Source organism: Actinoplanes sp. OR16 (assembly GCF_004001265.1).
Classification (GTDB): Bacteria; Actinomycetota; Actinomycetes; order Mycobacteriales; family Micromonosporaceae; genus Actinoplanes.
The window spans coordinates 6,364,608-6,389,430 of sequence record NZ_AP019371.1; the positions used below are offsets into that span (position 1 = coordinate 6,364,608).

General features: G+C 70.3%; 22 protein-coding genes. 13 read left to right on the forward strand and 9 right to left on the reverse strand.

What is annotated here, in order from left to right; all coding sequences use genetic code 11:
• The first annotated feature begins 20 nt into the window (after positions 1 to 20).
• On the forward strand, positions 21 to 689 hold the full coding sequence (locus EP757_RS29110; protein WP_232050057.1) for an HAD family hydrolase: 669 nt from the start codon (positions 21 to 23) through the stop codon (positions 687 to 689).
• On the opposite strand, the gene EP757_RS29115 is transcribed toward EP757_RS29110, so the two are convergent.
• Entirely contained in the window at positions 670 to 1,146 is a 477-nt protein-coding gene (locus EP757_RS29115) for a MarR family winged helix-turn-helix transcriptional regulator (RefSeq protein WP_232050058.1), read from the reverse strand. The two genes, EP757_RS29110 and EP757_RS29115, sit on opposite strands and share 20 nt — an antisense overlap.
• Before the next feature lie 67 nt (positions 1,147 to 1,213).
• Here EP757_RS29115 and EP757_RS29120 point away from each other — a divergent pair, with 67 nt between their 5' ends.
• Together EP757_RS29120 and EP757_RS29125 are read left to right on the forward strand one after the other, a co-directional pair.
• Positions 1,214 to 2,737, forward strand: coding sequence for an LLM class flavin-dependent oxidoreductase (locus EP757_RS29120; RefSeq protein WP_127551364.1), 1,524 nt, complete (start codon positions 1,214 to 1,216; stop codon positions 2,735 to 2,737).
• 50 nt (positions 2,738 to 2,787) lie between these two features.
• Complete coding sequence (locus tag EP757_RS29125; protein WP_127551366.1) at positions 2,788 to 3,753, forward strand: nitroreductase; 966 nt, start codon at positions 2,788 to 2,790, stop codon at positions 3,751 to 3,753.
• 18 nt (positions 3,754 to 3,771) lie between these two features.
• On the opposite strand, the gene EP757_RS29130 is transcribed toward EP757_RS29125, so the two are convergent.
• The gene (locus tag EP757_RS29130; protein WP_127551368.1) at positions 3,772 to 4,281 is read right to left on the reverse strand and encodes a TetR/AcrR family transcriptional regulator; all 510 of its coding nucleotides are present in this window, start codon (positions 4,279 to 4,281) and stop codon (positions 3,772 to 3,774) included.
• 52 nt (positions 4,282 to 4,333) lie between these two features.
• Between EP757_RS29130 and EP757_RS29135 the strand changes: the two genes are divergently transcribed.
• Together EP757_RS29135 and EP757_RS29140 are read left to right on the forward strand one after the other, a co-directional pair.
• Entirely contained in the window at positions 4,334 to 4,810 is a 477-nt protein-coding gene (locus tag EP757_RS29135; RefSeq protein ID WP_197725406.1) for a GNAT family N-acetyltransferase, read from the forward strand.
• Between the two features lie 159 nt (positions 4,811 to 4,969).
• The gene (locus EP757_RS29140) at positions 4,970 to 5,623 is read left to right on the forward strand and encodes a DivIVA domain-containing protein (RefSeq protein WP_127551372.1); all 654 of its coding nucleotides are present in this window, start codon (positions 4,970 to 4,972) and stop codon (positions 5,621 to 5,623) included.
• Between the two features lie 42 nt (positions 5,624 to 5,665).
• On the opposite strand, the gene EP757_RS29145 is transcribed toward EP757_RS29140, so the two are convergent.
• Complete coding sequence (locus tag EP757_RS29145; protein ID WP_232050059.1) at positions 5,666 to 9,478, reverse strand: Ig-like domain-containing protein; 3,813 nt, start codon at positions 9,476 to 9,478, stop codon at positions 5,666 to 5,668.
• 159 nt (positions 9,479 to 9,637) lie between these two features.
• Here EP757_RS29145 and EP757_RS29150 point away from each other — a divergent pair, with 159 nt between their 5' ends.
• Positions 9,638 to 10,672: a hypothetical protein gene (locus tag EP757_RS29150; RefSeq protein ID WP_127551376.1), complete on the forward strand. Its 1,035-nt coding sequence runs from the start codon at positions 9,638 to 9,640 to the stop codon at positions 10,670 to 10,672.
• A gap of 11 nt (positions 10,673 to 10,683) precedes the next feature.
• Here EP757_RS29150 and EP757_RS42970 read toward each other — a convergent pair whose 3' ends face one another.
• Positions 10,684 to 10,842, reverse strand: a complete 159-nt coding sequence (locus EP757_RS42970; RefSeq protein ID WP_160165912.1) for a hypothetical protein — start codon at positions 10,840 to 10,842, stop codon at positions 10,684 to 10,686.
• A 54-nt stretch (positions 10,843 to 10,896) separates the two neighbouring features.
• Here EP757_RS42970 and EP757_RS29155 point away from each other — a divergent pair, with 54 nt between their 5' ends.
• The gene (locus tag EP757_RS29155; RefSeq protein WP_370457699.1) at positions 10,897 to 11,838 is read left to right on the forward strand and encodes a DMT family transporter; all 942 of its coding nucleotides are present in this window, start codon (positions 10,897 to 10,899) and stop codon (positions 11,836 to 11,838) included.
• On the opposite strand, the gene EP757_RS29160 is transcribed toward EP757_RS29155, so the two are convergent.
• Complete coding sequence (locus EP757_RS29160; protein ID WP_127551378.1) at positions 11,776 to 12,792, reverse strand: enoyl-CoA hydratase/isomerase family protein; 1,017 nt, start codon at positions 12,790 to 12,792, stop codon at positions 11,776 to 11,778. The two genes, EP757_RS29155 and EP757_RS29160, sit on opposite strands and share 63 nt — an antisense overlap.
• Before the next feature lie 90 nt (positions 12,793 to 12,882).
• Here EP757_RS29160 and EP757_RS29165 point away from each other — a divergent pair, with 90 nt between their 5' ends.
• Entirely contained in the window at positions 12,883 to 13,692 is an 810-nt protein-coding gene (locus tag EP757_RS29165; RefSeq protein ID WP_127551380.1) for a PrsW family intramembrane metalloprotease, read from the forward strand.
• Between the two features lie 38 nt (positions 13,693 to 13,730).
• Positions 13,731 to 14,945 (forward strand): MFS transporter, encoded by a 1,215-nt coding sequence (locus EP757_RS29170; protein WP_127551382.1) that lies wholly within the window; start codon positions 13,731 to 13,733, stop codon positions 14,943 to 14,945.
• Between the two features lie 5 nt (positions 14,946 to 14,950).
• Here the strand turns inward: EP757_RS29170 and EP757_RS42975 are convergent, their stop codons facing one another.
• Both EP757_RS42975 and EP757_RS29180 read right to left on the reverse strand, forming a co-directional pair.
• Positions 14,951 to 15,424 (reverse strand): hypothetical protein, encoded by a 474-nt coding sequence (locus EP757_RS42975; protein ID WP_160165913.1) that lies wholly within the window; start codon positions 15,422 to 15,424, stop codon positions 14,951 to 14,953.
• Positions 15,425 to 15,462: 38 nt separating this feature from the next.
• Entirely contained in the window at positions 15,463 to 17,775 is a 2,313-nt protein-coding gene (locus EP757_RS29180) for an FdhF/YdeP family oxidoreductase (RefSeq protein WP_127551384.1), read from the reverse strand.
• Between the two features lie 116 nt (positions 17,776 to 17,891).
• Between EP757_RS29180 and EP757_RS29185 the strand changes: the two genes are divergently transcribed.
• The 4 genes from EP757_RS29185 (at position 17,892) to pntB (ending at position 22,219) form a co-directional block, all read left to right on the forward strand.
• Positions 17,892 to 18,761: an alpha/beta hydrolase gene (locus EP757_RS29185; protein ID WP_127551386.1), complete on the forward strand. Its 870-nt coding sequence runs from the start codon at positions 17,892 to 17,894 to the stop codon at positions 18,759 to 18,761.
• A gap of 111 nt (positions 18,762 to 18,872) precedes the next feature.
• Positions 18,873 to 19,058 (forward strand): AlpA family transcriptional regulator, encoded by a 186-nt coding sequence (locus tag EP757_RS29190; RefSeq protein ID WP_127551388.1) that lies wholly within the window; start codon positions 18,873 to 18,875, stop codon positions 19,056 to 19,058.
• A gap of 200 nt (positions 19,059 to 19,258) precedes the next feature.
• Positions 19,259 to 20,779 carry a Re/Si-specific NAD(P)(+) transhydrogenase subunit alpha gene (locus EP757_RS29195; RefSeq protein ID WP_127551390.1) on the forward strand — a complete coding sequence of 507 codons (1,521 nt, stop codon included), beginning with the start codon at positions 19,259 to 19,261 and terminating at the stop codon, positions 20,777 to 20,779.
• A gap of 3 nt (positions 20,780 to 20,782) precedes the next feature.
• Positions 20,783 to 22,219: a Re/Si-specific NAD(P)(+) transhydrogenase subunit beta gene (pntB, locus tag EP757_RS29200; protein ID WP_127551392.1), complete on the forward strand. Its 1,437-nt coding sequence runs from the start codon at positions 20,783 to 20,785 to the stop codon at positions 22,217 to 22,219.
• A gap of 562 nt (positions 22,220 to 22,781) precedes the next feature.
• Here the strand turns inward: pntB and EP757_RS29205 are convergent.
• Both EP757_RS29205 and EP757_RS29210 read right to left on the reverse strand, forming a co-directional pair.
• Positions 22,782 to 23,840, reverse strand: coding sequence for an LLM class flavin-dependent oxidoreductase (locus EP757_RS29205; protein ID WP_127551394.1), 1,059 nt, complete (start codon positions 23,838 to 23,840; stop codon positions 22,782 to 22,784).
• Positions 23,837 to 24,823 carry an aldo/keto reductase gene (locus EP757_RS29210; RefSeq protein ID WP_370457873.1) on the reverse strand — a complete coding sequence of 329 codons (987 nt, stop codon included), beginning with the start codon at positions 24,821 to 24,823 and terminating at the stop codon, positions 23,837 to 23,839. Before EP757_RS29210 ends, EP757_RS29205 begins: the two co-directional genes overlap by 4 nt.

Here is a 24,823-nt window from a genome sequence, read left to right on the forward strand (position 1 = left end):
GAGGTTCTATGGTTCGGATCATGATCCGTGCGGTTGCCATCGACGTCGACGACACGCTGTGCATGACCGAGGCGTCGTCGTTCACCCTGGAGAACGAGGTGCTGGCCGCGATGGGCCGCCCGCCGATGTCTCGCGCGCTGCACCTGGCGACCTGGGGCGAGCCTCTCCTCGACGCCATGCCGAAGCGCTCCCCGGGCCTCGACCTGGACCGATTCAGCACACTCTTCCACGACGCGATGCGCCGCCACGTGGCGGACGGCCTGCTCGACGTGATCCCGCCGGAGAACCTGGCGGCCCTGGACGCCCTGCTGCTGAGTGGCCATGTGCTGATGCTGCTCACGTCGCGTACCGGTCCGGAGGTCGAGCACATGCTGGCGCCCGACCATGTGCTCGTCGGCCGGATAAGCCGGATCTATCACCGCGACAACACCCGGTTCGGCAAGCCCGATCCGCGAGCCTTCGACGAACTGCTGTCCGAGGCGGGCCTGAGTCCGTCGGAGTGCGTCTACGTGGGTGACTCCCCGGGTGACGCCGAGTCGGCGGGCCGCGCCGGCATCGCCTTCATCGCGTGCCTGCAGAGCGGCGTACGCCGGTTGTCGGATTTCAATCCCCGCTACACCACGGCGGCGATCGACGCCTTCCCCGAACTGCCGGAAACCGTGCGGAACCTCAGCCGTCGATCTTCTTGACGGCTTCGCAGAGGTCGCTCATCGGGTCGAGCCTCTGCGCGCTGCACGCCACCTGCTGCAGCAGCGCCCGGAACGCCTCGCTCTGCTCCGGCGCGAGGGAACTCAGCACATGCGCCTCGACGTGCCGGAGCGCGGACCGGTGCGCCTCCTGCGACCGCCGCCCGGTATCCGTCGCCACGATCAGCCGGCTGCGCCGGTCGGCCGGGTCGGGCCGGCGCGCGACGAGGTCCTGTTTCTCCAGGTCGTCGATGAGGTACGTCAGGATCGTCCGGTCGATGCCCAGGTCCTCCGCGATCGCGCCCTGATTGCGCGGCGGCTCACCGACGGCGGCCGTGAGCACCTGGTAGCCCCGCGGTCCGCCGGGCAGATCACTCAACGCGTGCTCGGCGGCCTTCGCGTAAGCGCGGAACACCACCCCCAGCATCCAGCCGAGGTCACCTTCGAGGGGGGTCGTCACGAAGGCATCGTAGCAGATCTAGATGTTCTATTTGACAGAACATCTAGATCGCGGCACAGTTGGTCGCATGCCCGACTACGGCCACTCTCTCGAATTCGGCACCTTCATCACGCCGACCGTCACCGACCCGGACCGCGTGGTCGCCCTCGCCGTGCTGGCCGAGCAGGCCGGCCTCGACCTGGTGACGTTCCAGGACCACCCCTACCAGGCGGGCTTCCTCGACACCTGGACGTTGCTGACCTTCGTGGCGGCCAGAACCGAGCGGGTGCACCTGTCGGCGAACGTCATCAACCTGCCTCTGCGCCCGCCCGCCGTCCTGGCCCGCAGCGTCGCGAGCCTGGACCTGCTCAGCGGAGGCCGGGCCGAGCTGGGTCTCGGCGCCGGAGCGTTCTGGGACGCGATCGAGGCGATGGGCGGCCGGCGGCTCACCGCGGGTCAGGCCGTGCGGGCGCTGGAAGAGGGCATCGACGTGATCCGCCAGGTCTGGGACGCCGATGCGCGCGGCCCGGTCCGGGTGGACGGCGACCACTACCGCGTGCGCGGTGCGAAGCGTGGCCCGGCCCCGGCGCACGACGTCGGGATCTGGCTGGGTGCGTACAAGCCGAGGATGCTGGCCCTCACCGGTCGCGCTGCCGACGGCTGGCTGCCGTCTCTGAGCTACCTGCAGGCCGGCGACCTGGAGAAGGGCAACGCGATCATCGACGAGGCGGCGCGTGAGGCGGGGCGGGACCCGTCCGCCGTGCGCCGCCTGCTCAACATCGGCGGCCGTTTCGCCACCGCGGGCCGCGGTCAGCTCGACGGCCCGCCCGAGCAGTGGGCCGAGGAGCTCGCCGACCTGGCCCTCACCGACGGCGTCAGCACGTTCATCCTGGCCACCGACGACCCGGGCGACCTGCGTACCTTCGCTCAGGAGGTGGCCCCGGCGGTCCGCGAGCTGGTGGCCGCCGAGCGACAAGGATCCCCGGCGAAGAAGGTCGAGAGAGTGATCGGCGACGACTTCGGTGTCGTGCCGACGGCCGATGACGGTGTGCGGCGCAGCAAGGTTCAGCCCTGGGACGAGTCGACCAGGCCGACCGGGCCGGCGCACGATCCGGGCCGCACGTACACGGCTCACGAGAACGCCGCCGGCCAGCACCTGATCGACGTGCACGACCACCTCCGGGCCGAGCTGACGCAGATCCATGAGCTGATCCGCCAGGTGGAGGCCGGGTCGATGGGTGTGGGGCAGGCCCGCGACCACATCAACACGATGACGATGCGGCAGAACAACTGGACGCTCGGCACCTACTGCGAGTCGTACTGCCGGATCGTCACCACCCACCACACGATCGAGGACCGTTCGCTCTTCCCGCGCCTGAAGAGCGCCGACCCGCGCCTGGCCCCGGTGGTGGACCGGCTGGCCGAGGAACACCACGTGATCCACGACGTGCTGGAGAGCGTCGACAAGGCGCTGGTGGCGCTGGTCTCCGAGCCGGACGGGATGGACCGCCTGCGCGAGGCGGTGGACCTGCTCAGCGACACCCTGCTGTCCCACCTCTCCTACGAGGAACGTGAGCTGGTGGAGCCGATCGCCCGGCTCGGAGTGCTCTGACGGGACTTCCGGCCCTCCCGGACCGGGCCGTCGTGGAGTTCCGTGGAGACATGGACATCGGCTTCGTTCCACCGGCGCGGGGCGTTCTGACGGACTGTGTGCGCCTGGCGGCCACCGCGCCCTCGCTGCACAACAGCCAGCCGTGGCTGTTCCGCGTCGAGCCGCCCGTGATCGAGGTGTTCGCGGATCCGGCGCGGCGCCTCCCGGTGGTCGATCCGGACGGGCGCGAACATCTGATCAGTGTGGGCGCGGCCGTCCTCACCTTGCGCTTGGCGGTGCGTCATGCCGGTTATTCGGTACGGGAGCAGCTCTGCTCTCCCGTCCTACCCGGCAACACCGACCCGGTCCTGGCAGCCCGGGTGACGGCGGGCCGTCCCCGCGGGCCGGATCCGGCGACCGAGGCGCTGGCCGCGGCGATCCCGCGCCGGCACACGAACCGCTGGCCGTTCGCGCGGGTGGCGGTCCCGGCCGACGCGATCGAGAAGCTGCGCGGGGCGGCCGCGCAGGAGGGCGCGACGCTGACGGTGGCCGGCCCGGTGGCGAGGGACGCGATCCTCGGCCTGGCCCGTGCCGCGGACCGCTGGCTGCGGGACCGCCCCCACTACGCCGCGGAGATCGCCCGCTGGACCGGCCGCGACGTCCGCCACGACGGTGTCCCGGAGTGGGCGGCGGGCCCGTGGGACGCACTGGAGGTGATGCCGGTCCGCGACTTCGCCGGCCTGCCCCGCGAACGCCTCCCGTTCGAACCGCACCCGACCGTCCTCGTCCTGGCGACCGGCGGCGACACCCCGCTGGACTGGCTACGAGCAGGCCAGGCCTTGCAACGAGTCCTGCTGACCGCCACCCTGCTCGGCTTGGCGACCACCCCGATCAGCCAGCCGGTCGAGGTCCCCGCCATCCGCGAGAAGCTCAGCCGCCGCCCGGCCCAGATGATCCTCCGCGTCGGCTACGGCCGCACCGCGGGCCGCTCCCCGCGCCGCGCCCTCAACGAACTGCTCCTGCCTGCCGAACCCTGACCGCACCACCGCCGGAGGTCAGCGTGATCGCAGGGTTGTCGCGTGGTCGTGGACGGCAGCGGTCACGCGTTCCTCGTCGCCGGTGGCGAGCAGGTCGAGCAGGGCGCCTCGGAGGACGGCCAGCGACAGGGTCGGCATCTCGCGCAGCCAGTCCTCGACGGTCAGCCGCGCGAACCCGGCCCACGGACCGTCCGGCTCGACCAGGGAGCGCGCATAGGCCTCGGTCCAGAGCCGCAGCAACGGCCGGTGCTCCTCGGCGGCGAGCCACCCCCAGATCCTTTCGACCACGTCGGCCGGGTCCGGCGCCGGGCTCGGGGGCACGTCGTCGGTCAGCAGCCGCATCTCGTCGGCTCGTGCCCGGGTCAGCAGAGCCCTGATCAGTCCGTCCTTGCTGCCGAACAGAAAGAGCAGCACCCTCGGACTCGATCCGATCGCCGCGGCCAAGGGGCGCAGTGACAGATCGGCGAGGCCGTTGTCGAGCACGTAGCGATAGGCGGCTTCGAGGAGCTCGTCCTGCCGGGGAGACATGCGGGTAGTCTATCCTCCACTGAAACGAGTGTTTCAGTGGATCGGAGCAATCATGCGCAAGGCGGATCAACCAGGCGACCTGGGCTGGATCGTGATGGCCCACGGCGAGGTCTACCAGCGTGAGTTCGGCTGGGACACCACGTTCGAGGCGCTCGTCGCGCAGATCGTCGGCGCCTACGGGACGGCGCACGACCCGGCTCGGGAGGGTGCCTGGATCGCCGAGGTCGACGGCGCCCGCGCGGGCAGCGTCATGCTCGTCGCCGGTGAGGACCCGGCCGTCGCGAAGCTGCGGGTCCTGCTGGTCACCGAGGCCGCCCGCGGCTGGGGCCTGGGCAGCAAGCTGGTGGCGGAGTGCCTGTCGTTCGCCCGCGCCGCCGGATACCGCACGGTGACCCTGTGGACCGTCGACGAGTGCGTGTCGGCCCGCCGCATCTACGAGGCGGCCGGCTTCACCCTGACCGCCGAGGAGCCGCACCCCGGGTTCGGTCACCCGGTGACCGGCCAGACCTGGACGCTCGACCTGCGCTGACCTCGATAAAGGACAGGTCACTGTCAGGAGTCCTTTCCGATACACGGTGTTGACATTGAAAGGGGGTTCGCGTCTACTTCTGACACGTCGTCCCGTACCGCCGGGCTGCTCCGCCCGCATGGGAACGTGAACAGACGATCGACCATGGAGAGCGAGTTGATGACGTCATCTCTGCAGCCGGTGGGAACGGCAGGGGAGACCGCCGGCCAGCTCAATCCGCACGACGTGGACAGGGCCTCGTTCCGTGAGCCCGCGGCCGGCTCACGCGGCTATCACGACGGAGAGGTCGACGCGTTCCTGAGGGACGTGGCCGACGAGATGCGCCGGCTGATGGCCGAGAACCAGGCTCTCAGCGAGCAGCTGCAGAACGACGATCTCCGTGGCCATCTGCGCAAGCTGGAGGCGCGGCGGGACCGGGCCGAGGCGCGGGCGCGGCAGTTGCAGGCCGAGCTGGTCCAGGCGCGGGCCGCGGTGCGCCCGTCCGCGCCGGCGACGGCGGCGGTGAACCCGCAGGTGATCGAGCTGGCCGAGCGTACCGCCGACGAATTCCTGACCGAGGCCCGCCAGCAGTCCGGCGAGGTGCTGCGCAAGGCGGCCACCGAGGCGGACCTGCTGGTCAGCGACGCCGAGCTGCGGGCCTCCACGATCGTCGCCGACGCCCGGCACCGGCACGCCGAGCTGGTGGCGGGCCTGCCGGCGAAACGGGCGGCGGCGCTGGACCGGATCGAGGACCTGCGCGACGAAGCAGCGCGGCGCCGCGAGGAGATGGCCGGCGAGATGACGCAACGACTCCAGGATCTGACCGGCAACTGAGAAGGGGCCCCCGGCGACCGGGGGCCCCTCCGCGTTCTCAGCTCACTTCTTCCTGGTGATCGTCACCGTGATCGGCTTGCTGGTGACGGCGCCGGCGGCGTTCTCGAACGTGACCGCGACCGTCACGTCCACCTTGCCGTGCCTGGCCAGCAGGTCCTTGCCCGCGGCGGTCAGGGTGAGCGGCAGCGCGACGGTTCGCGCCTTCGCGGCCTTCCTGCTGACCGTCGCCACCTTGTCGCCGCGCAGGGTGGCGGTTCCGGCCGAGTTGACCGTCGCCTTCACCTCACTGGACGACGCGGTCACCGTGACCGACGGCGCCGGGATGACCGGGGCGACGGTGACCGTCACGTCGTCGGAGACCCGCTTGGCGCCGGACGAGTCGACCGCCACGGCCTCGAGCTCCACCTTCTTGCCGGCGTACTTGGCCGGAGGCGTCCAGGAGAACCGGTACGGCGACACGCTCGTGGTGCCCACCTTGGAGCCGTTCGCGTAGAGCGACACCGCCGTCACCCCGAAGTCGTCGGACGCCCGGACCAGCACGTCCAGGTCCTCGCCGGCGGTGACCGAGGTCTTGCCGCCGGGCGAGGCGATGTCCGCGGCCGGCTTGCGGTCGGCGACCTCGCCGGCGGTCGTCGGCACCGACCGCGGCGCCGACGAGAGCGGCTTGCTGACGATCACCGAGGCGGCGCCGGTGGAGTCCGGCCCGGAGACCGCCGGCTTGCCCTTGCCGAACCAGCTCTTCGCGACGGTGACCGGCGCGCCCTCACGCACCCCGGTTCCGGCCGCGTCGGCGTTCGACACGGCGACCGCGTTGCCGCTGAAGACGTCGCCGGAGACGGTGACCGTCCCGGAGTCGGTCAGCAGCAGCCCGGTCGTGTTCCCGCTGATCCGGCTGGAGTCGACGGAGCCGTCCACTCCACTGGCGAACGCGATGCCGGTCGACGAACCGGAGACCACCGTGTCGCTGACGTAGCCGTGGTAGCGGATACCGCTGCGCACCGTGTTCTCCGCGGCGCCGTCCTTGCCGCGGCCACCGTCGAACAGGATGCCACCGGCCGCATATCCGGTCACCAGGCTGTCCTCGACGGAGAGCTCGCTCTCCACGGTGCTCGCCCCCGTACCCTGAATGATCCCGGTCTTGACGATTCCCCAGCCGTGCGGATGCGCAGTCAGATCAGAATCGGTCTTGAGGGGGCCCACGACGCTGTCGCTGATGCGGCCGGCAGCGCCGAAGTAGGCGATGCCCGCCTCGGCCCAGACGTCACCGGACGTGACGGTGACGCCGGAGATGTCGACGAACATCTCGTTCGTGTCGGTCGAGCCGAGCGACTGCCGCGACACGGTGATCACATTGCCGCCGCCGTCCCGCAGGTAGGGCGCGGTGCCGGCCAGGTCGCCGAGCGTCTGCACCGGCTCGATCGTGACCTTGTCGGCGCCGGTGCCGCGGATGGTGAGCGGCTTGGTGATGGTCAGGCCGTTCTTCGCGCCGGACTGCACCGGGTTCGAGTTGTGGTTGAACGGCGTCGACTGTTCCTGATAGAGGCCGTCGCAGACGGTGATGGTGTCCCACGGCGCTGCCGCCTCGACGGCCTTCTGGATCGAGGTGAACTGCGCGTTCGGGCACTGCTGGAGATCGTCGTCGACGGTCCAGACGTTGCCGGTGGCGCTTCCGATCGTGGAGACACGGCCGGACGAGAACCTGCCGTACCCGGCGCCGTTCGCCTTGGTGACACCGTCCGACTGGATCTGCTTGCCGGAGACCGGCTCCTGGAACCGCACGTCAGCCAGCTGGATCGAGCCCGACGCCGGGAGATCCGCGCCGCCGAAGCGGAATTCGAGGGATGCCAGGGAACTCACATCGACGCCCTGCGCGGCGAACTCGCTCAGCGGCACCCGGATCTGGTCCAGGACGATGTGCGTGTTCGGCGTGTTCGTGCCGGTCGACATGTGCAGGGCGTTGCCCCAGCGCGGGTCGCCGGCCGCAACCGTGCCCTCGTCACCCTCGGTGTCGCGCAGCGCGATCACGAAGTTCTGGGTGGTCGAGGTGGGGTCGTACGAGGTGGGCTTCTCGTTCGGCCAGGACGGTCCGGCCGGATCACGCGTGTTGTCGCCACGGTTGTCGGCGCCCGGGTTGCGGGTGTCGAAGAAGTTCACCGCGGCGCCGAGTGCGAGCGCCTCCAGACCGGACATGTTCCGGGAATCGGCCGGGATCTCCGCGGTCAGCTTCGCTTCCTTCTCCCATGCGAGGGTCAGCTGCGGACCGTACGAGTGGTTGATCGGCGCGTTCTCCCGGGTGCCGTTCTGCCCGCCGAGGGCGGTCGCGGCCGGCAGCGGGCACGGCTTCGCGGCCTGCGGGACGCCGGTCTTGCCGAGCTGGGCCGGCGCGAAGTCCTGCGGCTCCGGGTTGCACCAGTCGTAGCCCTGCGCGGTCGCCGCCGGCTTGGCGGTCACCCCCGCGGCCTGGGCGTACGGGTCGGCGAAGCCCGCACCGGACAGCGCACCGCCGAGGTCGTTGAGCGCGAGCGGGTTCTCGGTGCCCGGCGTGATCAGGTCGACCCGGGCGCCGGCGCCGGCGTAGTAGCTGGTGTTCACGCGCTCGGCACACGGGATCCGCGCGCCGGACTCGCTGGTCGGGCAGGCGGACGCCGGGACCTGCAGGTGGCTTTCGGTGTTCGCCAGTTCGCCGGTCATGTACGGGTCGAACGCGCCCTCGCCGCCGATGTAGCGCCGGAAGAACGCGGCCATCGTGGCGAGACCGAGCTTCTCCTGGTCACCCATCCGCGCGGCATCACCCGAGATCTTGGTGTTCACCAGGGGGTTGAGCGGGTCCGAGTTGTCGATCTTGTAGTTCAGGGCCGGGTCGGTGTAGGAGGCGGCACCCGACAGCCGCAGATTGTTCGGGTGGATGTTGTTCGTCGCGAACGGCGCCGAGTTACCGCAGGCCGCGTCGTTGTTCGCCTGGCCGTCGGCGCCACCGTCGGCGTACCAGACGGTGTTGTACCAGTTGTGGATCGCGCCGAGCTGCTCCACCTGGATCCGCGGGTACGGGTCGTCCGCGTTGATCGTCTGGCCGCGCTCATATTGACGGGCGCCCATCAGGTTGGAGACGTCGCCGTCGCACATCGGCAGGATCGACATGAACGGCATGCCGTACGGCGCCTTGCGCTCGTAATCGGTCGGTGCCAGGGAGATGACGCCGCTGATCGGGTAGCGCGGGCCGTCGGTGCGGATCCGGTTGTAGTCGATGAAGTTGGTGACCGCGTCACCGCCGCGCGAATGGCCCATCAGGCCGATCCGGGACATGTCCAGGTGACCGGAGAGCACGGTGCCGATCGTGGTGTGCTCGTCCACCGTCAGGCCTTGGCGCGAGGCGGCCGCGGTGATCGCGTCGAGTGTCGCGGCGATCAGCATGCGCCGGTTGTGCATGCCCTTGCCCTTGTTGTTGTCCTGCCGCATCATCAGCTGGTCCTGGGACAGGGAGAACGTGGTGTATCCCCAGGTCGCGAGGTTCTCAGCGAGGTATGCGTAACCGCTCTCGTTGTGCTTGAACTCGGCACAGGAGGCGGTGGCGGAGCTCTGCCCGGAGTCGCAGGAGCCGTGGTTGCCGTGCACCAGGACGATCAGCGGCGACGGCTTCGTGCGCTTCGACCAGTCCGGCATGTAGAGCTGGCCACGGATCTCCACCTGCTCGGCCGCCTGAGAGGTGCCCGCGGTGGGGGCGGCGCCGTCCGAGTTCGGTTCCTGAATCGTGGCGAGACCGAATTTGGCCTCCTGAATGACCTGGTGCCCATAGGGCCCGCGAGCCGTCGGGTCCGGTAAGGACGAAGTCGTCGTCGTCGCCGCGGCTGCCGGCACTGGTATCGCTAACGCGACGACTACGGAGAGGAGTATTCCGCCTATTTTCATACAACGCTCCCTGGGAACAGGAGTTGAATGATCAACTAGGCGCGCACGCTAATTATCAGTCGTTTCTCAGCGGTTTCCAGAAGGATTCCGCCTTGGCATGATCGTTCGATGCGTCCCCATCCCCGAGCGGATCTCCTCGTGGTCGCCGTCGTCGCCGCCGTCTTCGTGCTGATCGTCGCGGCCACCCCGGACGAGCCGTGCACGACGGAGACCTGCGGTCCCGAGCCGCTGACATCGATCGGGGTGAGCCTGCTCCTCGCCACCGCGGTGATGTCCCATCTGCACCGCTGGTCGGCGGCCGGTGCGGCGGTGATCTGCGCGACGCTCTGGCCGATCGCCGACCGGGCCGAGAACGTCCGGATGGGCTGGCTGGTCGCGCTCCCGCTGGCCCTGCTCGCGATCACGGTGGCGCTCGCCCGCCTCCGCTTCCCGGTCCCCGCCGACACCGCACCACGACGTCAGCCGCCCACGCCCTCTTTCCTTCCATTCCCCTGGGTACGAGGGACCGCCCTGCTCGTCGCTGCTCTCGCCGGTATCGGATGGACCTGGAACCGGCAGGCGGACGTGACCGCCCAGGAGGCGGTGGCCGACGCGGTCCCGGCCGTGGTCCGCGAGCACCGCGAATCCGTCATCGGCGTCGACCTCACCAACGGTGACTCGTACTACATGGAAGTGCTGGAACCCCTGGACTATCCGGTGGGCAGCCGCGTCGAGGTCCTCATCGACGACGCGGGACTCCGCCAGCTGAGCAGCGAACCGTACGACATCACCATCCTCTTCGTCCCGTTCGTCACCCTGGCCGGCGTCGGCGCGGCACTGCTGGCCAGGGCGGTGACCAGGAGGCGTGCGCTGCTGCGCTTCTTCTCCTCCCCGCAACCGGCCCGCCCGGTCCACGCCCGGACCGCCCGCGACTCCGTGGCAGTGCTGATCCCCGACCCACCCCGGACCCGTCACCTCACCATCGCGCTCACCGCCGACGACACCGTGCCGCGCCGCGGCGCCCAGGCGGCCACCCTGTACGGCACGCCCCACCCCGGCCAGTGGTGCGCGGTAGCGATCGACCACCACATCCGGGCCCCGACCTCTCCGGTCAAGGAGGTGCAGGTGTTGCCCCGGGGCCCGTCTCTGCCGTTCTCTGTCTGAGGCGATCGAACCTAGCGGGGTCCGGCAGTCCGCGTGATCATCTGGTCGAACCAGGAGAGCACCAGGTCGGACCAGGCGGCCGAGAGGGACGGGGAGAGATCGCGGACGCCACCGGGCGTGTCCAGCACCATTCGTGGATCATCGGGCCGCACCGCCCGGCTGTCTGTCACGCCGCGGACATTATTGCCGCGCGGATTCCGGGCGACCCGGGCAGAGTGTCAGGGGTGACGACGGTATCCGCTCCTGACACCCGGGTGGCGATGCGACGCTGGCTGCCCAGCTATCTCGCGCTCGCCGCCATCTGGGGCACCAGCTTCCTGTTCATCAAGGTCGGCGTCCGCGAGCTGCATCCGCTCTGGCTGACGTTCGGCCGGGTCGCCGCCGGCGTGGCGATCCTGCTCGTGGTTCTCGCCGTCACCCGTGACCGGCTGCCCCGCGATCCCCGCCTCTGGGGCCATCTCATGGTGGTGGCGCTGCTCGGCGTCGCCCTCCCGTTCACCCTGTTCGGTTTCGGTGAGCAGCGGGTGTCGAGCGTCCTGGCCGGGATCTGGAACGCGGCCACGCCCCTGGTCGCACTGCCGCTCGCCGCGCTGGTGTTCCGGACCGAGCGGCTGACCGCCCGCAAGGCCGCCGGCATCGGCGTCGGGTTCGCCGGGGTGCTCGTCGTGCTGGGCGTGTGGCGCGGGCTCGGCGGCGCGCAGTTCACCGGCCAGCTCATGTGTTTCGGGGCGGCCATGTGTTACGCGGTCGCCATCCCGTACCAGAAGAGGCACATCGCGGGCAGGAGCGGAAGCGGCGTCTCGATGGCCGCCGGGCAGCTGCTCGCCGCTCTTGCCCAGCTCGCACTGGTGGCGCCGCTGCTGGGCGGCCCGCCGCCGAACCCCGCGGATCTCTCGCCGGGGGTGGTGCTCAGCGTGCTGGCGCTCGGCACCCTCGGCACCGGGCTGGCGTTCGTGCTCAACCTCCACGTGATCCGGGTGGCCGGGGTCAGCACGTCGAGCTCGGTGACCTATCTGATGCCGGTGGTGGCGACGGTGGTCGGCGTGCTGGTCCTCGGCGAGCACCTGTGGTGGAACCAGCCGGTGGGCGCGCTGATCGTCCTGTCAGGAGTGGCCGTCTCCCAGGGGCTGTTCCTGCGCGAACATCGCGTCGACCAGCTGCGGTGAGACGGAAGCGAGGTCGGCCGGCTGCCAGCGCGGTCGCCGGTCCTTGTCGATGATCTGCGCGCGGACGCCTTCCACCAGGTCCGGCATCCGCAGCAGGGCGGCGCTGAGCCGGAGTTCCCTGTCGAGTGCGGCGCGAAGGTCGGGCAGGTGGGCGGCGGTCCGCAGCGAGCGCAGCGTGACCACGAGCGAGGTCGGCGACTTGGTGCCGATCTCCTTGGCGGCGGCCTGCGCGGCGGGCGACGGATGGGCGGTGAGCCGCTCCAGGATCGTCCCGACGTCGTCACCGGTGTAACAGGAGTCGATCCATGATCGGTCCAGTTCGGCAGGAGGGGGTTCGGCCCAGGTGAGCGCACCACCCTCGGCGAGGGCGGAGATCACCTCCGGCAGGCGGTCGGACGGCAGGTAGTGGTCGGCCAGCCCGGCGGCGATCCCGTCGCCCGCGCCGATCGCCGAACCGGTCAGCGCCAGATGTGTGCCGAGCTCACCGGGCGCCCGGCTGAGCAGCCACGATCCGCCCACGTCCGGATGGAAGCCGATACCCACCTCGGGCATCGCGAGCCGCGAGCGCTCGGTCACCACCCGGATTCCGGCGTGCGCGGACAGCCCGATCCCGCCACCCATCACCAGCCCGTCCATCCAGGCCACCAGCGGTTTGGGGTACGTGGAAAGCGCCGCGTTCAGGCGGTACTCCGCCGCCCAGAACCGCACCGATTCCGACCCGCCGGCCACGGCGTCGGCGTGGATGGCGCGGATGTCGCCACCGGCGCAGAGGCCTCGCGTACCGGCGCCGGTGAGCAGAACCGCGTGCACGCCGTCGTCGGCCACCCAGGCGTCGAGAGTGCGTGCGATGACAGTGACCATCTCCGCGGTGAGCGCGTTGATCGCGGCCGGCCGGTTGAGCGTGAGATGGCCGAGCCGGCCCCGCCGCTGGACGATCACCGTTGGTTCGCTCATCCCGCGATCTTCCACGGTCACCACCGATCTTGTGAAGGCGGCAGTAGATTTACCGATGGCGGCGGGCCCCCGCGGGCCGATGATGAGCGCATGACGCGTGAGCTGTTCCGGCGCTTCGGGTGGGTGGCCGTGCTGGTCATCGGCCTGGCGCTCTACTTCCTGGTGTTGCGCACCCTGGTGGAGACCCAGAACCCCAACCTCGTCCCCGCGGTGATCCTGCTCGGCGCGAGCACCGTGCCGGCCGCCTTCCTGACGTTCGCGCAGTCGCGGACCGGCCAGTGGCAGGTGCCGGCGTCGGTCCTGGTCGTCACCGCGTTCTTCGGTGGCGTGATCGGCCTGGTCGTGGCGGGGACGTGGGAGTTCGACGCCCTGCACCGGCTCGGCACCCTGCCGATGCTCTTCGTCGCGCTGATCGAGGAGACGGCGAAGCTGGTCGTGCCGCTGCTCGTGCTGGTCACCGTGGTGTTCCGGCACAAGCGGCGGCTGCCCTCGGACGGCCTGATCATCGGTATCGCGAGCGGCATGGGCTTCGCGGCGCTGGAGACGATGGGCTACGCCTTCACCGCGCTGGTCGAGTCCGGCGGCAACGTCGGCGCGCTGGAGCAGACGCTGCTGCTCCGGGGGCTGACCGCGCCGGCCGGCCACACCGCGTGGACCGGGCTGACCTGCGGTGCTCTCTGGTACCTCCTCAGTTCGCCGAGTGTGCGCAGTCTCCTGGCGTTCCTCGGCACCTTCCTCGGCGCGGTGGCCCTGCACACGGCCTGGGACACCTTCGGCACGATCCTCGCCTACGCCGTCCTGGCCGTCCTCAGCCTCGGCTGGCTGGTGCTCCGCCTGCGCCGGTACCGCGCCTTCCACCCGGACCGGGGCCCGATCCGGGCGCCGGCCCTGGCGGTCTGACAGGCGCGCCCACCCCACCCATGTGTACAGTCGTACACATGGGGGAGAACGTGAACGACATCGCCACACCGATCGCACCGGCGGCGGTGCGGGCCGCCACCACCGCGACCTACGCCGCGTTCATCGGCTCGGGGTTCGCGTTCGCCAGCTGGGCCTCGCGGATCCCGCAGGTGCGTGACCACCTGGGTCTCGACCCGGCGGCGCTCGGCCTGGTGCTGCTCGCGATCGCGGCGGGCTCGCTGCTGGCGCTGCCGCTCTCCGGCCCGGTCGTCACCCGGATCGGCTCGTCGCGGACCGTCATGGCGATGGCCGGGCTGCTCGGCGTGGGCCTGGCGATCGCCGCCCTGGGGTCGATGGCCGGCGTCGTGCCGGTGGTGATCGGCCTGTTCCTGCTCGGCTTCGCCAACGGCGCGTGGGACGTGGCGATGAACGTCCAGGGCACCGTCGTCGAGCAGCACCTCGGCAAGTCGATCATGTCGCGCTTTCATGCCGGCTTCAGCCTCGGCACGGTCGCGGGGGCTCTCATCGGCGCCGGCATGGTCGCCCTGCACGTGTCCGTCGCGGCCCACCTCGTCGTGGTGGCGGTGCTGGTGGTGGCGGCGGTCGTCTGGCAGGCGGCCCGGTTCGTGGCCGATCACGAGGACGCCGAGCCGGGCGCCGGGGACACTCCCAGGGTCAGCGCGCTGACCGCGTGGAAGGAACCTCGTACGCTGCTGATCGGCCTGTTCGTGCTGGCGTTCGCGTTCGCCGAGGGCGTCGGCAACGACTGGATCAGCGTGGCGGCGATCGACGGCCACCACGTGTCGGCGGCGCTGGGGACGCTCGCCTTCGCCGCGTTCCTGACGGCGATGACGGTCGGCCGGTGGTTCGGCCCGGGGCTGCTCGACAAGTACGGCCGTACGCCCGTGATCCGGGTCCTCACCGTGATCGGCATCGCCGGTGTCCTGCTCTTCGTCTTCGGGCCCTCGCCGGCCTGGGCCTTCGCCGGGACCCTGCTCTGGGGTCTGGGCTCCTCGCTCGGCTTCCCGGTGGGGATGAGCGCCGGCGGCGACGACCCGCGCCGGGCCGCCGCCCGGGTGAGCGTGATCGCCTCGGTCGGCTACTGCGCGTTCCTGGCCGGCCCGCCCACCATCGGCTTCCTCGGCGACGAGGTGGGCGTCCTCAAGGCTCTCGTGGTGATCGCCGTGCTGTTCGGCATGGCCGCGCTGATCGCCGGCGTCGTGCGACCACTGAAAGCGGCCGAGAGCTCATAGGAGCCTCAGAACATGATCTCCACGCCGGCGCTCTTGCACGCCGTCGTCAGGTCCTCGCCCAGCTGAGTGAAGTTCGAATCGGCGGCCGTCCCGATCGGGTCGGCCGCCTTCGCCGCGTCACCGAGCTCGTCGGCGATCGCCTTCGCCGCCGTCGTCACCTCGCTGGCCGGCGCGAACGCGAGCGCCTCGGTCACCGTCGTGTGGAACTTGGTGAACGTCCGCTTCGCGTCGGCCGCCTTCACCCCGCCGCCGTCCTGCTGCGCCTCGGTGATGCCGGTGCGCAGATCCTTCGCCGCCGTGTTCAGCGCCTTGCACAGGGCCTTGTCCTCGACGACGGAAGCGGCGGAGGCGGCAGAGGCGGCGGAAGGAGCAGCGGCAGCGGTGGACGCGGCGGCGGTGGGCGCGGCGGCAGGGGACGACGAGTCACCGCACGCGGCGAGGGCGAAGAGGCAGACGGCGACGGGAAGGAAACGCTTCACGGCCACGGAGGGTAGCCGACGTTCCTGAGGAAACGATGTCAGCCCGCCGCCGGCCGTACCCGGACCCGCAGGTGCTTCATGAGCGGCTGACCGCTCTGCGCGCTGTAGTCCCCGGCCGGGCAGAGCACGTTCATCTCCGGCATGTAGCCGGCCGCGTTCCCCGCAGGGATGTCGTAGCCGACCGCCCGGTACCCGTAGACGCTCCGCTCGCTGCCGTCCTTCGCCACGCTGGTGATGTCGACGTGGCCGAACTCGGACAGGCCGAGGCGTTCCATGTCCGCGCGGTTCAGGAAGATCACGGTACGCAGGTTCCGCAGCCCCCGGTAACGGTCGTCGTCCGAGTAGACCGTGGTGTTCCACTGGTCGTGCGACCGCATCGTCCCCAGCATCAGGCAGTCGTCGGCCGGATCCAGGTCGGGCAGCGGCGCGGCGGAGAACTCGGCGAACCCGCTCGGCGTCAGGAACACCCGCTCCCGGGCCGGCTGCCGCAGGCGGAACCCGTGCGGCTGACGGGCGAGCCGGTTGACGTCCTCGAAGCCGTCGAGCACCAGGGCCATCGTGTCCCGGATCCGGTCGTAGTCGGCGGCGTACTCGCGCCACGGCGTACCGGAGGAGGGCAGCGAGGCGGCGGCCAGGCCCGCGATGATCGCGGGCTCGGAGAGCAGATCCGGCGATGCCGGCCGGCGACGGCCCCGGGAGGCGTGGACCATGCTCATCGAGTCCTCGACGGTGATCACTTGCGGTCCGGACGCCTGGACGTCGATCTCGGTCCGGCCCAGGCAGGGCAGGATCAGCGCCTCGGCGCCGTGCACCAGGTGGCTGCGGTTGAGCTTGGTGCTCACCTGCACGGTCAACCCGACGCGGCGCAGACCGGAGAAGGTGTACGCGGTGTCCGGCGCGGCCATCGCGAAGTTGCCGCCCATGCCGACGAAGACGCCGATCCGCCCCTCGTTCATGGCGGTCAGCACGCCGACCGTGTCGAGGCCGTGCTCGCGCGGCGAGACGATGCCGCAGGCGCGGTCCAGGCGGTCCAGGAACGCGGGCTCGGGCCGGTGGTCGATGCCGCAGGTCCGGTTCCCCTGCACGTTGCTGTGCCCGCGGATCGGGCACGGTCCGGCGCCGGGCCGGCCGATGTTCCCGCGGAGCAGGAGCAGGTTGGTGATCTCCCGGATCGTGTCGACGGCGTGTTCCTGCTGGGTGACGCCCAAACACCAGCTGATGATCGTACGATCGGAAGCGATGTAGACGTCGGCCAATGCGCGAATCGTGTCCTCATCGACTCCGGAGCCCGCGGTTATCTCGTCCCAGGTGGTCCTCTCGCAGATCCGGCGATATTCCTCGAGGCCGGTCGCGTGCCGGGCGAGGAATTCGTGATCGATCGCATTCCGTTCCAGGACGACCTTCGCCACGCCACGCATGAGTGCCAGGTCGCCGCCGATCCGCGGCTGCACGTTCACGGTCCCGGTCGGCGTGGAGCGGAAGGTGCCCATCGCCACGAACTCGTGCGGCACGATGGTGCGCTTCGAGGCCGCCTCGACCAGCGGATTGATGTGCACGATGTGAGCGCCGCGCCGGTAAGCGTCACTGAGGGCGGTGAGCATTCGCGGAGCATTCGACGCCGCGTTCACGCCCATCACCCAGATGGCGTCGGCCTGTTCCCAATCGGTGATCGCGACGGTTCCCTTGCCGGTGCCGATCGAGGCCTGAAGCGCGCGGCCGCTCGCCTCGTGACACATGTTGGAACAGTCGGGGAGATTGTTGGTGCCCAGTTCGCGGGCCCACAGCTGATAGAGGAATGTGGCCTCGTTGCTGAGCCGACCCGAGGTGTAGAAGGCCGCTTCGTTCGGATCGTCGAGAGCGGCCAGATGATCGGCGACCAGAGCGAACGCGTCGTCCCAGGTGATCGGGACGTATCTGTCCGAGGTGGCGTCGTACCGCAACGGCGTCGTCAGCCGGCCGACGTCCTCCAGGGCGAAGTCGCTCCAGCTGGACAAGGCGCTCACCGTGTGCTGCGCGAAGAACGCCGGATCGGCCCGTTTCCCGGTCATCTCCCAGGTGACGTGCTTGACGCCGTTCTCACAGAGGTCCAGGTGCAGGCCGTTCGGGTCGTCCGGCCACGCGCATCCGGGACAGTCGAATCCGGAGCGTTCCTGATTCATGCCGAGCATCGCCCGTACCCCGGAGAGGGGTTGCCCGCCGCGGAGAAGGACCCGGCCGACGCTGCGTGCCGCGCCCCAGCCCGCCGACGGATGCGTGTAATCCCGCTGCGCCGGCTCCCCGGCCGTCCCCGGTCCGCACCCGGGCGCCGGTCGTCCGGGAGATCCTTGCCCGCGGAGGTCGTCATCGGTCATGGTGGAAAGGATCGATCGCGCGGGGCCGCTCGCCATCCGTCACATGACTCAGCACCGTGACGCGGCAGTCGTTTGACGGATGCACGCACGCGGCGGCGGCGCAAGGATCCTGGGGTATGACAGACGCGACAGCGCTACGGCGCCACTGGGGCAACGCGGAGGACGTCGGGATCCGGGCGGCACGCACGCCGGATGTCGCGGTCGAGGAGTTCGCGATACCGTCCGGGCAGGTCCGGGTGCGGGTGGTGCGGCCGGCGGGGGAGTCCGGCGCGCTGCCGGCGGTGCTGTTCACGCACGGCGCCGGGTGGATCCTGGGCGACGATTTCACGTACGACCGGCTGCTCCGCGATCTGGCCGTCCAGGCGAACGCCGCGATCGTCTTCGCCGAGTACCACCATTCCGTGCAGAACCGTTTCCCGGCGGCCGTGCAGGAGTGCTACGCCGCTCTGGAGTGGATGGCCGGCCGGGGCGACCTCTTCGACCCGGCGCGGATCGCCGTCGCCGGCGACTCGGCGGGGGCGGCCATCGCCGTCGCGGTCGCCGTGCAGGCGAAGCAGCGATCCGGCCCGGCGCTCGCCGGCCAGGTGCTGCTCTACCCGATGATCAGCAACAGTTACGCCGGAGCGTCCGCTTTCGACGCCGTCTCCTACCACCGCCGGGCCACCGAGCACTGGATCATGCGGCAGTCCGGTATCTGGTCGACCGGCGGGCGCGTCGAGCTGGCCGAGCAACCGGTCGCGCACCCGGCCGACGACCGGTTCGCCGGCCTGCCGCCGGCACTCGTCGTGGTGGCCGAGGCGGACGTGCTGCGGGAACAGGGCGAGGGCTACGCGGCGGACCTGCGGGCGGCCGGCGTCCCGGTGGTGACCGAGCGCTACACGGGCGTCATCCACGACTTCGTCATGGTGGACGCGCTGGGTGACACGGCCGCGGCGAGGGCGGCCACCGAGAACGCCGCGAAGTACTTGAGTTACGCGCTGGGTTGACACCGGACCCCTTGACACCGTGTCGAGATGACACCTCGTCATCGCCTGAATCGGGCATGGCGGACCTAGTCGCAGGCCTACTAGGTTAGCGACGTGTATAGGCCAGTGCTGATGGACGCCTCTCAAATCCGGCAGCGCCTGGGGATCTCCCGGCAGCGGTGCTATCAGATCGTGGGGCGCAGGACGTTCCCCGCGCCTTATCAGGTCCTCGTGTTCGGCAGAGTCTGGGATGCCGCCGAGGTCGAAGCCTGGATCCGGATCTACCGGCCGCACCTGGCCGACGATCAGCGGGACTGACCGTCTCACCTCCCGGGAGGCGGGGTCCCCGCGGCATGCCGTGTTGCCTGATCGGTGATGCTCCGGTGACATTAAGTGCGTCGGGCTCTGTGTTTTTGGCGCCCGAACCCCTAGCCTGCTCCCTACTGGCGAGTAACAAGCGTTGAACCGAAGGCCGCGCCCCCACGTTGTCTTGGTCAACTTCAAACCGGGAGTCAATGATGATCATCGGTGTACCGCGTGACCCGCATCCGGGTGAGCGGAGGGTTGCGGCCACCCCTGCCACGGTGGCCCAGCTCGTGAAACTCGGATACGACGTGGTGGTGCAGTCCGGGGCGGGGGAGGGTTCGTCGTTCTCCGACGAGGCCTATGCCGGCTCCGGAGCGACCATCGGCGACCCCCTGGCCGCGGACGTCGTGTTCGCGATCAACCCGCCGCCCGCCGAACAGCTCGACAAGCTCGCGCCGGGGACCACGGTGATCGGGATGCTGAACCCGCGCCTCGACCCGGATCTGGTTGCCGAGCTGGCACGGCGCCCGATCACGGCGCTGTCGATGGACGCGGTGCCCCGGATCTCCCGGGCCCAGTCGCTGGACGTGCTGTCGTCGATGGCCAACATCGCCGGGTACCGCGCGGTCGTCGAGGCGGCACACGCCTTCGGCCGCTTCTTCACCGGGCAGGTCACCGCCGCCGGCAAGGTCGCGCCCGCCAAGGTCCTGGTGGCCGGCGCGGGGGTGGCCGGCCTGGCCGCGATCGGCGCGGCCGGGAGCCTGGGGGCGATCGTCCGCGCGACCGACCCGCGCCCCGAGGTCGCCGACCAGGTGAAGTCGCTCGGTGGCGAATACCTGCCGGTCGAGGCGCCCGACGTCGAGGTGTCGTCGACCGGCTACGCCAAGGAGATGTCCGACGACTACAACGAGCGGGCCGCCCGCCTCTACGCCTCCCAGGCCGGCGACGTGGACATCATCATCACGACCGCGCTGATCCCCGGCAGGCCGGCGCCCCGCCTGATCACCGCGCCGATGGTCGCGAGCATGAAGCCGGGCAGCGTGATCGTCGACATGGCCGCGGCGAACGGCGGCAACGTCGAGGGCACCGTCCCCGGCGAGGTGGTGGTGACCGCCAATGACGTGACCATCATCGGCTACACCGACCTGCCGGGCCGGCTGCCGGCACAGGCGTCCCAGCTGTACGGGACCAACCTGGTGAACCTGATGAAACTGATGACGCCGGAGAAGGACGGCCGGCTCGTCCTCGACTTCGACGACGTCGTGCAACGGTCGATCACGGTGGTCCGCGACGGTGAGCTGACCTGGCCCCCGCCGCCGGTCGCGGTCTCGGCGGCGCCCGCGCCCGTCGCGGCGGCCCCGGCTCCCGTCGCCGGGAAACCGGTCGAGAAGCCCCGCAATCCGCTGCCCCTCATCGGCGCCGGTGCCGCAGCCCTCTTCGTGCTCACCGCGTTCGCCCCGGCCGCCCTGCGCGGTCACCTCACGGTCTTCGCCCTCGCCATCGTCATCGGCTACTACGTGATCGGCCACGTGCACCACGCGCTGCACACCCCGCTCATGTCGGTGACGAACGCGATCTCCGGGATCATCGTGGTCGGCGCGCTGCTCCAGATCGGTCACGGCGACGCCGTCATCACGGCGCTCGCGTTCGTGGCGACCCTGCTGGCGAGCATCAACATCTTCGGTGGCTTCGCGGTGACCCGCCGCATGCTCGCCATGTTCTCGAGGAGCTGACCGATGACAGTGGAGACCGCAGCCCAGGCCGCCTACATCGTCGCGGCCCTGCTCTTCATCCTGGCCCTCGCCGGTCTGTCCAAGCACGAGACCGCGAAGTCCGGCAACACGTTCGGCATCGCCGGCATGGCCGTGGCGCTGATCGCGACGGTCGCCCTGGCGATCGCCGGCGACATCAGCTCGACCGGCCTGGTCCTGCTCCTGGTAGCCATGATCCTTGGCGCCGCGATCGGCCTCTACCGGGCCCGCAAGGTCGAGATGACCGGCATGCCGGAGCTGATCGCGCTCCTGCACAGCTTCGTCGGTCTAGCGGCGGTATTGGTCGGCTGGAACGGATATCTGCATGTAGAAGCGCACGTCAACGGTGCTGAGGCAGAAGTCTTGAAGAATCAGGGCATGCTCGGCATCCACAGCGCCGAAGTCGTGATCGGTGTCTTCATCGGCGCGGTCACCTTCACGGGGTCGATCGTCGCTTTCCTCAAGTTGTCTGCGCGCATCAAGTCGAACCCGTTGATGCTCCCGTTCAAGAACGCCATCAACATTGCTGCGCTCATCATGTTCGTCGTGTTGACTGGATGGTTCGTCAATGCGCCGTCATTGACGGTGTTGATCGTCGTGACTGTCCTTGCGCTGTTGCTCGGCTGGCACCTGGTCGCGTCGATCGGCGGTGGCGACATGCCGGTGGTCGTCTCGATGCTGAACAGCTACTCCGGCTGGGCCGCCGCCGCGGCCGGTTTCCTCCTGGAGAACGACCTGCTCATCGTCACCGGCGCGCTGGTCGGATCGTCCGGCGCCTACCTGTCGTACATCATGTGCAAGGCCATGAACCGCTCCTTCCTCTCGGTGATCGCCGGTGGGTTCGGCATCGAGGCGGGACCGGCGGCCGACAAGGACTACGGCGAGCACCGCGAGATCAACGCGGAGGGCGTGGCGGAGCTGCTGACCAGCGCCGACTCGGTGATCATCACGCCCGGCTACGGCATGGCCGTCGCGCAGGCCCAGCACGGCGTGGCGGAGCTGACCCGGGTGCTGCGCGAGCGTGGCGTCACCGTGCGGTTCGGCATCCACCCGGTGGCCGGCCGCCTGCCCGGTCACATGAACGTGCTGCTCGCGGAGGCGCGCGTCCCGTACGACATCGTCCTGGAGATGGACGAGATCAACGACGACTTCGCCGGCACCTCGGTCGTCCTGGTCATCGGCGCCAACGACACCGTCAACCCGGCCGCCACCGAGGACCCGTCCAGCCCGATCGCCGGCATGCCGGTCCTCACGGTCTGGGAGTCCGACCAGGTCATCGTCTTCAAGCGCTCGATGGCCTCGGGGTACGCCGGCGTCCAGAACCCGCTCTTCTTCCGCGACAACTGCGCCATGCTCTTCGGCGACGCGAAGGAACGGGTCGACGACATCCTGCGAGCGGTCACCGCGTCGGTTCCCGCTTAATACCCTTCCTTTGTACGGGCTGATCCCGGCACCCCGGCTACGCGGCGCGGCCTCCTCGGACCGAGGAGGCCGCAGCGCGCCTCGCGCGTTACGTCGTGGTCCAGCCTGCCCGGCTCCACCAAGTCCCCCGGTCCCGCCGAACACCGGCTGTCGCCCATCACCGTCCCCTCCACCGAACCACAGCAATGAGTCACAGCTCCCGAGTCTCGGCTGTGGTTCATGGCTGTCTCGCGGTGCGGGTCACAGCCATGAGTCACAGCTCTCGAGTGTCGGCTGTGGTTCATGGCTGTCTCGCGGTCCCGGTCACAGCCATGAGTCACAGCTCTCGAGTGTCGGCTGTGGCTCATGGCTGTCTCGCGGTCCCGGTCACAGCCATGAGTCACAGCTCTCGAGTCCCGGCTGTGGCTCATTGCTGTCGGCTGTCACGCCTGGATGAGGTAGCAGGACCGGACCCACCAGTTCGCCAGCGCGGTCGCGTCCGGGCTCTCCGCTATCGCCACGATGTTCCAGTCGTCGAACATCCAGACGATCTGGGATACCGGCCGCGGCGGGTGATCAATGATCAGAGACGCAGACGGGGGATCAGGGCGTCGCCGACGCGGGCCGTCTCGCGCTGGTAGGGCGTGTCGGAGAGGACGAAGTGGCTGACGCCCAGTGCGGCGTACTCGCGCAGGGCGGCGGCCACGTCGTCGGCCGAGCCGACCAGCCAGGTCGTGCCCGCGCCACCGCCGCCGTAACGGCCGGGGGCGGTGTAGAGGCAGCTGTCCAGGACGTCGCCGCGGGCGGCCAGGTCGAGCAGCCGCTGCTGGCCGACCGCCGGACCGCGGTGCTGGTCGAGGCTGCGGTCGTGCCGGGCCGCGGACTGCCCGGCCATCGCCGCCACGCGGGCCTCCGCGTCGTGCCACGCCTCCTCGCGGGTGTCCCGGACGACGGTGGTGATCCGCAGGCCGAATTCCAGCTCCGGCAGGTCCCGGTCCAGGTCCTTCGCCAGCGTGCGGAGCCGGTCCACGCGCTCCGCGATGCCGTCCAGCGGCTCACCCCAGAACAGCTGGACGTCGGCCTCGGTCGCGGCGACCTTCTCGGCGGCGGGGGAGGCGCCGCCGAAGTAGAGGCGCGGGACGGTTCCGCCGATCGGGGGAGCGACGGTGGAGCCGGTGACCCGGAAGTGCTCGCCGTCGAACGTCACGTTCTCCTCGGTCCAGAGCCGGCGTACGAGTCTCATGAACTCCTTCGTGCGGCCGTACCGCTGCGCTTGATCTCCTTCGATGTCGCCGTAGGCGGCGAGATCGTCCCGACCGCTGACGATGTTGACGAGCAGGCGCCCGCCGCTGAGGTGCTGCAACGTCGCGGCGGCGCTGGCGAAGTGGGCGGGCTGCCAGTACCCGGGCCGGATCGCGGCGAGCGGCCTGAACGTGGTGGTCCGCGCGGCGATGGCGGTCGCGACGGTGAAGGTGTCCGGCCGTCCCCAGCCGGTGCCGATCAGCGCGCCCTCCCAGCCGTGCTGCTCGGCGGTCAGCGCCAGCTCGGTCGCGTGGTCGAGGCTGCCGTAGCCTTCGACCGTGTCGTCACCGCGGTGGCCGGGGGCGACGGTGTTCGGGATGTACCAGAGGAACGTGGTCACCGGTAGCCCCGATCGCGGTTCGAGAGGGTGACGCCCGGCGGGACGATCTTGTCGATCTCGGCCAGCACGTCCGCGCTGAGCGGTGCCGCAGCAGCGCCGAGCTGGTCTTCGAGCTGCTGGTACGTCCTCGGCCCGATGATCGGCGCGGTGACCGCCGGATGGGCCAGCACGAACCCGAGCGCCAGGTGGATCAGGGAGATGCCGGCCTGGTCGGCGAGGACGGCGAGCGCCTCGACGGCGTCCAGCTTCGCGGCGTTCTCCGGAGCGTCGATCTCGAAGCGTCCCGGCTGCCGGGCTGCCCGGCTGGTCGGCGGCTGGCCGGCGCCCTTGCGGAACCTGCCGGTCAGCCAGCCGCCGGCGAGCGGGCTCCACGGGATCACGGCGAGGCCGTAGCGCGCGGCCACCGGCAGGACCTCGCGTTCCACCTCACGGGCCAGCACGGAGTACGGCGGCTGCTCCGCGACGACGCGTTCCCGCCCGCGCTTCTCGGCGATCCACTGGCCCTCGACGATCGCCGACGGCGGGAACGTCGACGTGCCGATGTAGCGGATCTTCCCCTGGTGCACGAGGTCGGAGAGCGCGCCGAGGGTTTCGTCGAAGTCGGTGTCCTCGTCGGGCCGGTGCACCTGGTAGAGGTCGATGTGGTCGGTCCGCAGCCGGCGCAGGCTGTTCTCCACCTCGCGGATGATCCAGCGCCGGGAGTTGCCGGAGTGGTTCGGGTCGTCGCCGATCCGGCCGTGGAACTTGGTGGCGAGCACGACCTCGTCCCGGCGTCCGGCCAGGGCCTTGCCGACGATCTCCTCGGACTCGCCCTGGCTGTAGACGTCGGCCGTGTCGACCAGGTTGATCCCGGCGTCGAGCGCCCGGTGGATGATCCGGATGCTGTCGTCGTGGTCGGGGTTGCCGCGCGAGCCGAACATCATGGTGCCCAGCGCGAGCGCGCTGACCTTGACGCCGGTACGGCCGAACGGGCGAAGCGGGAT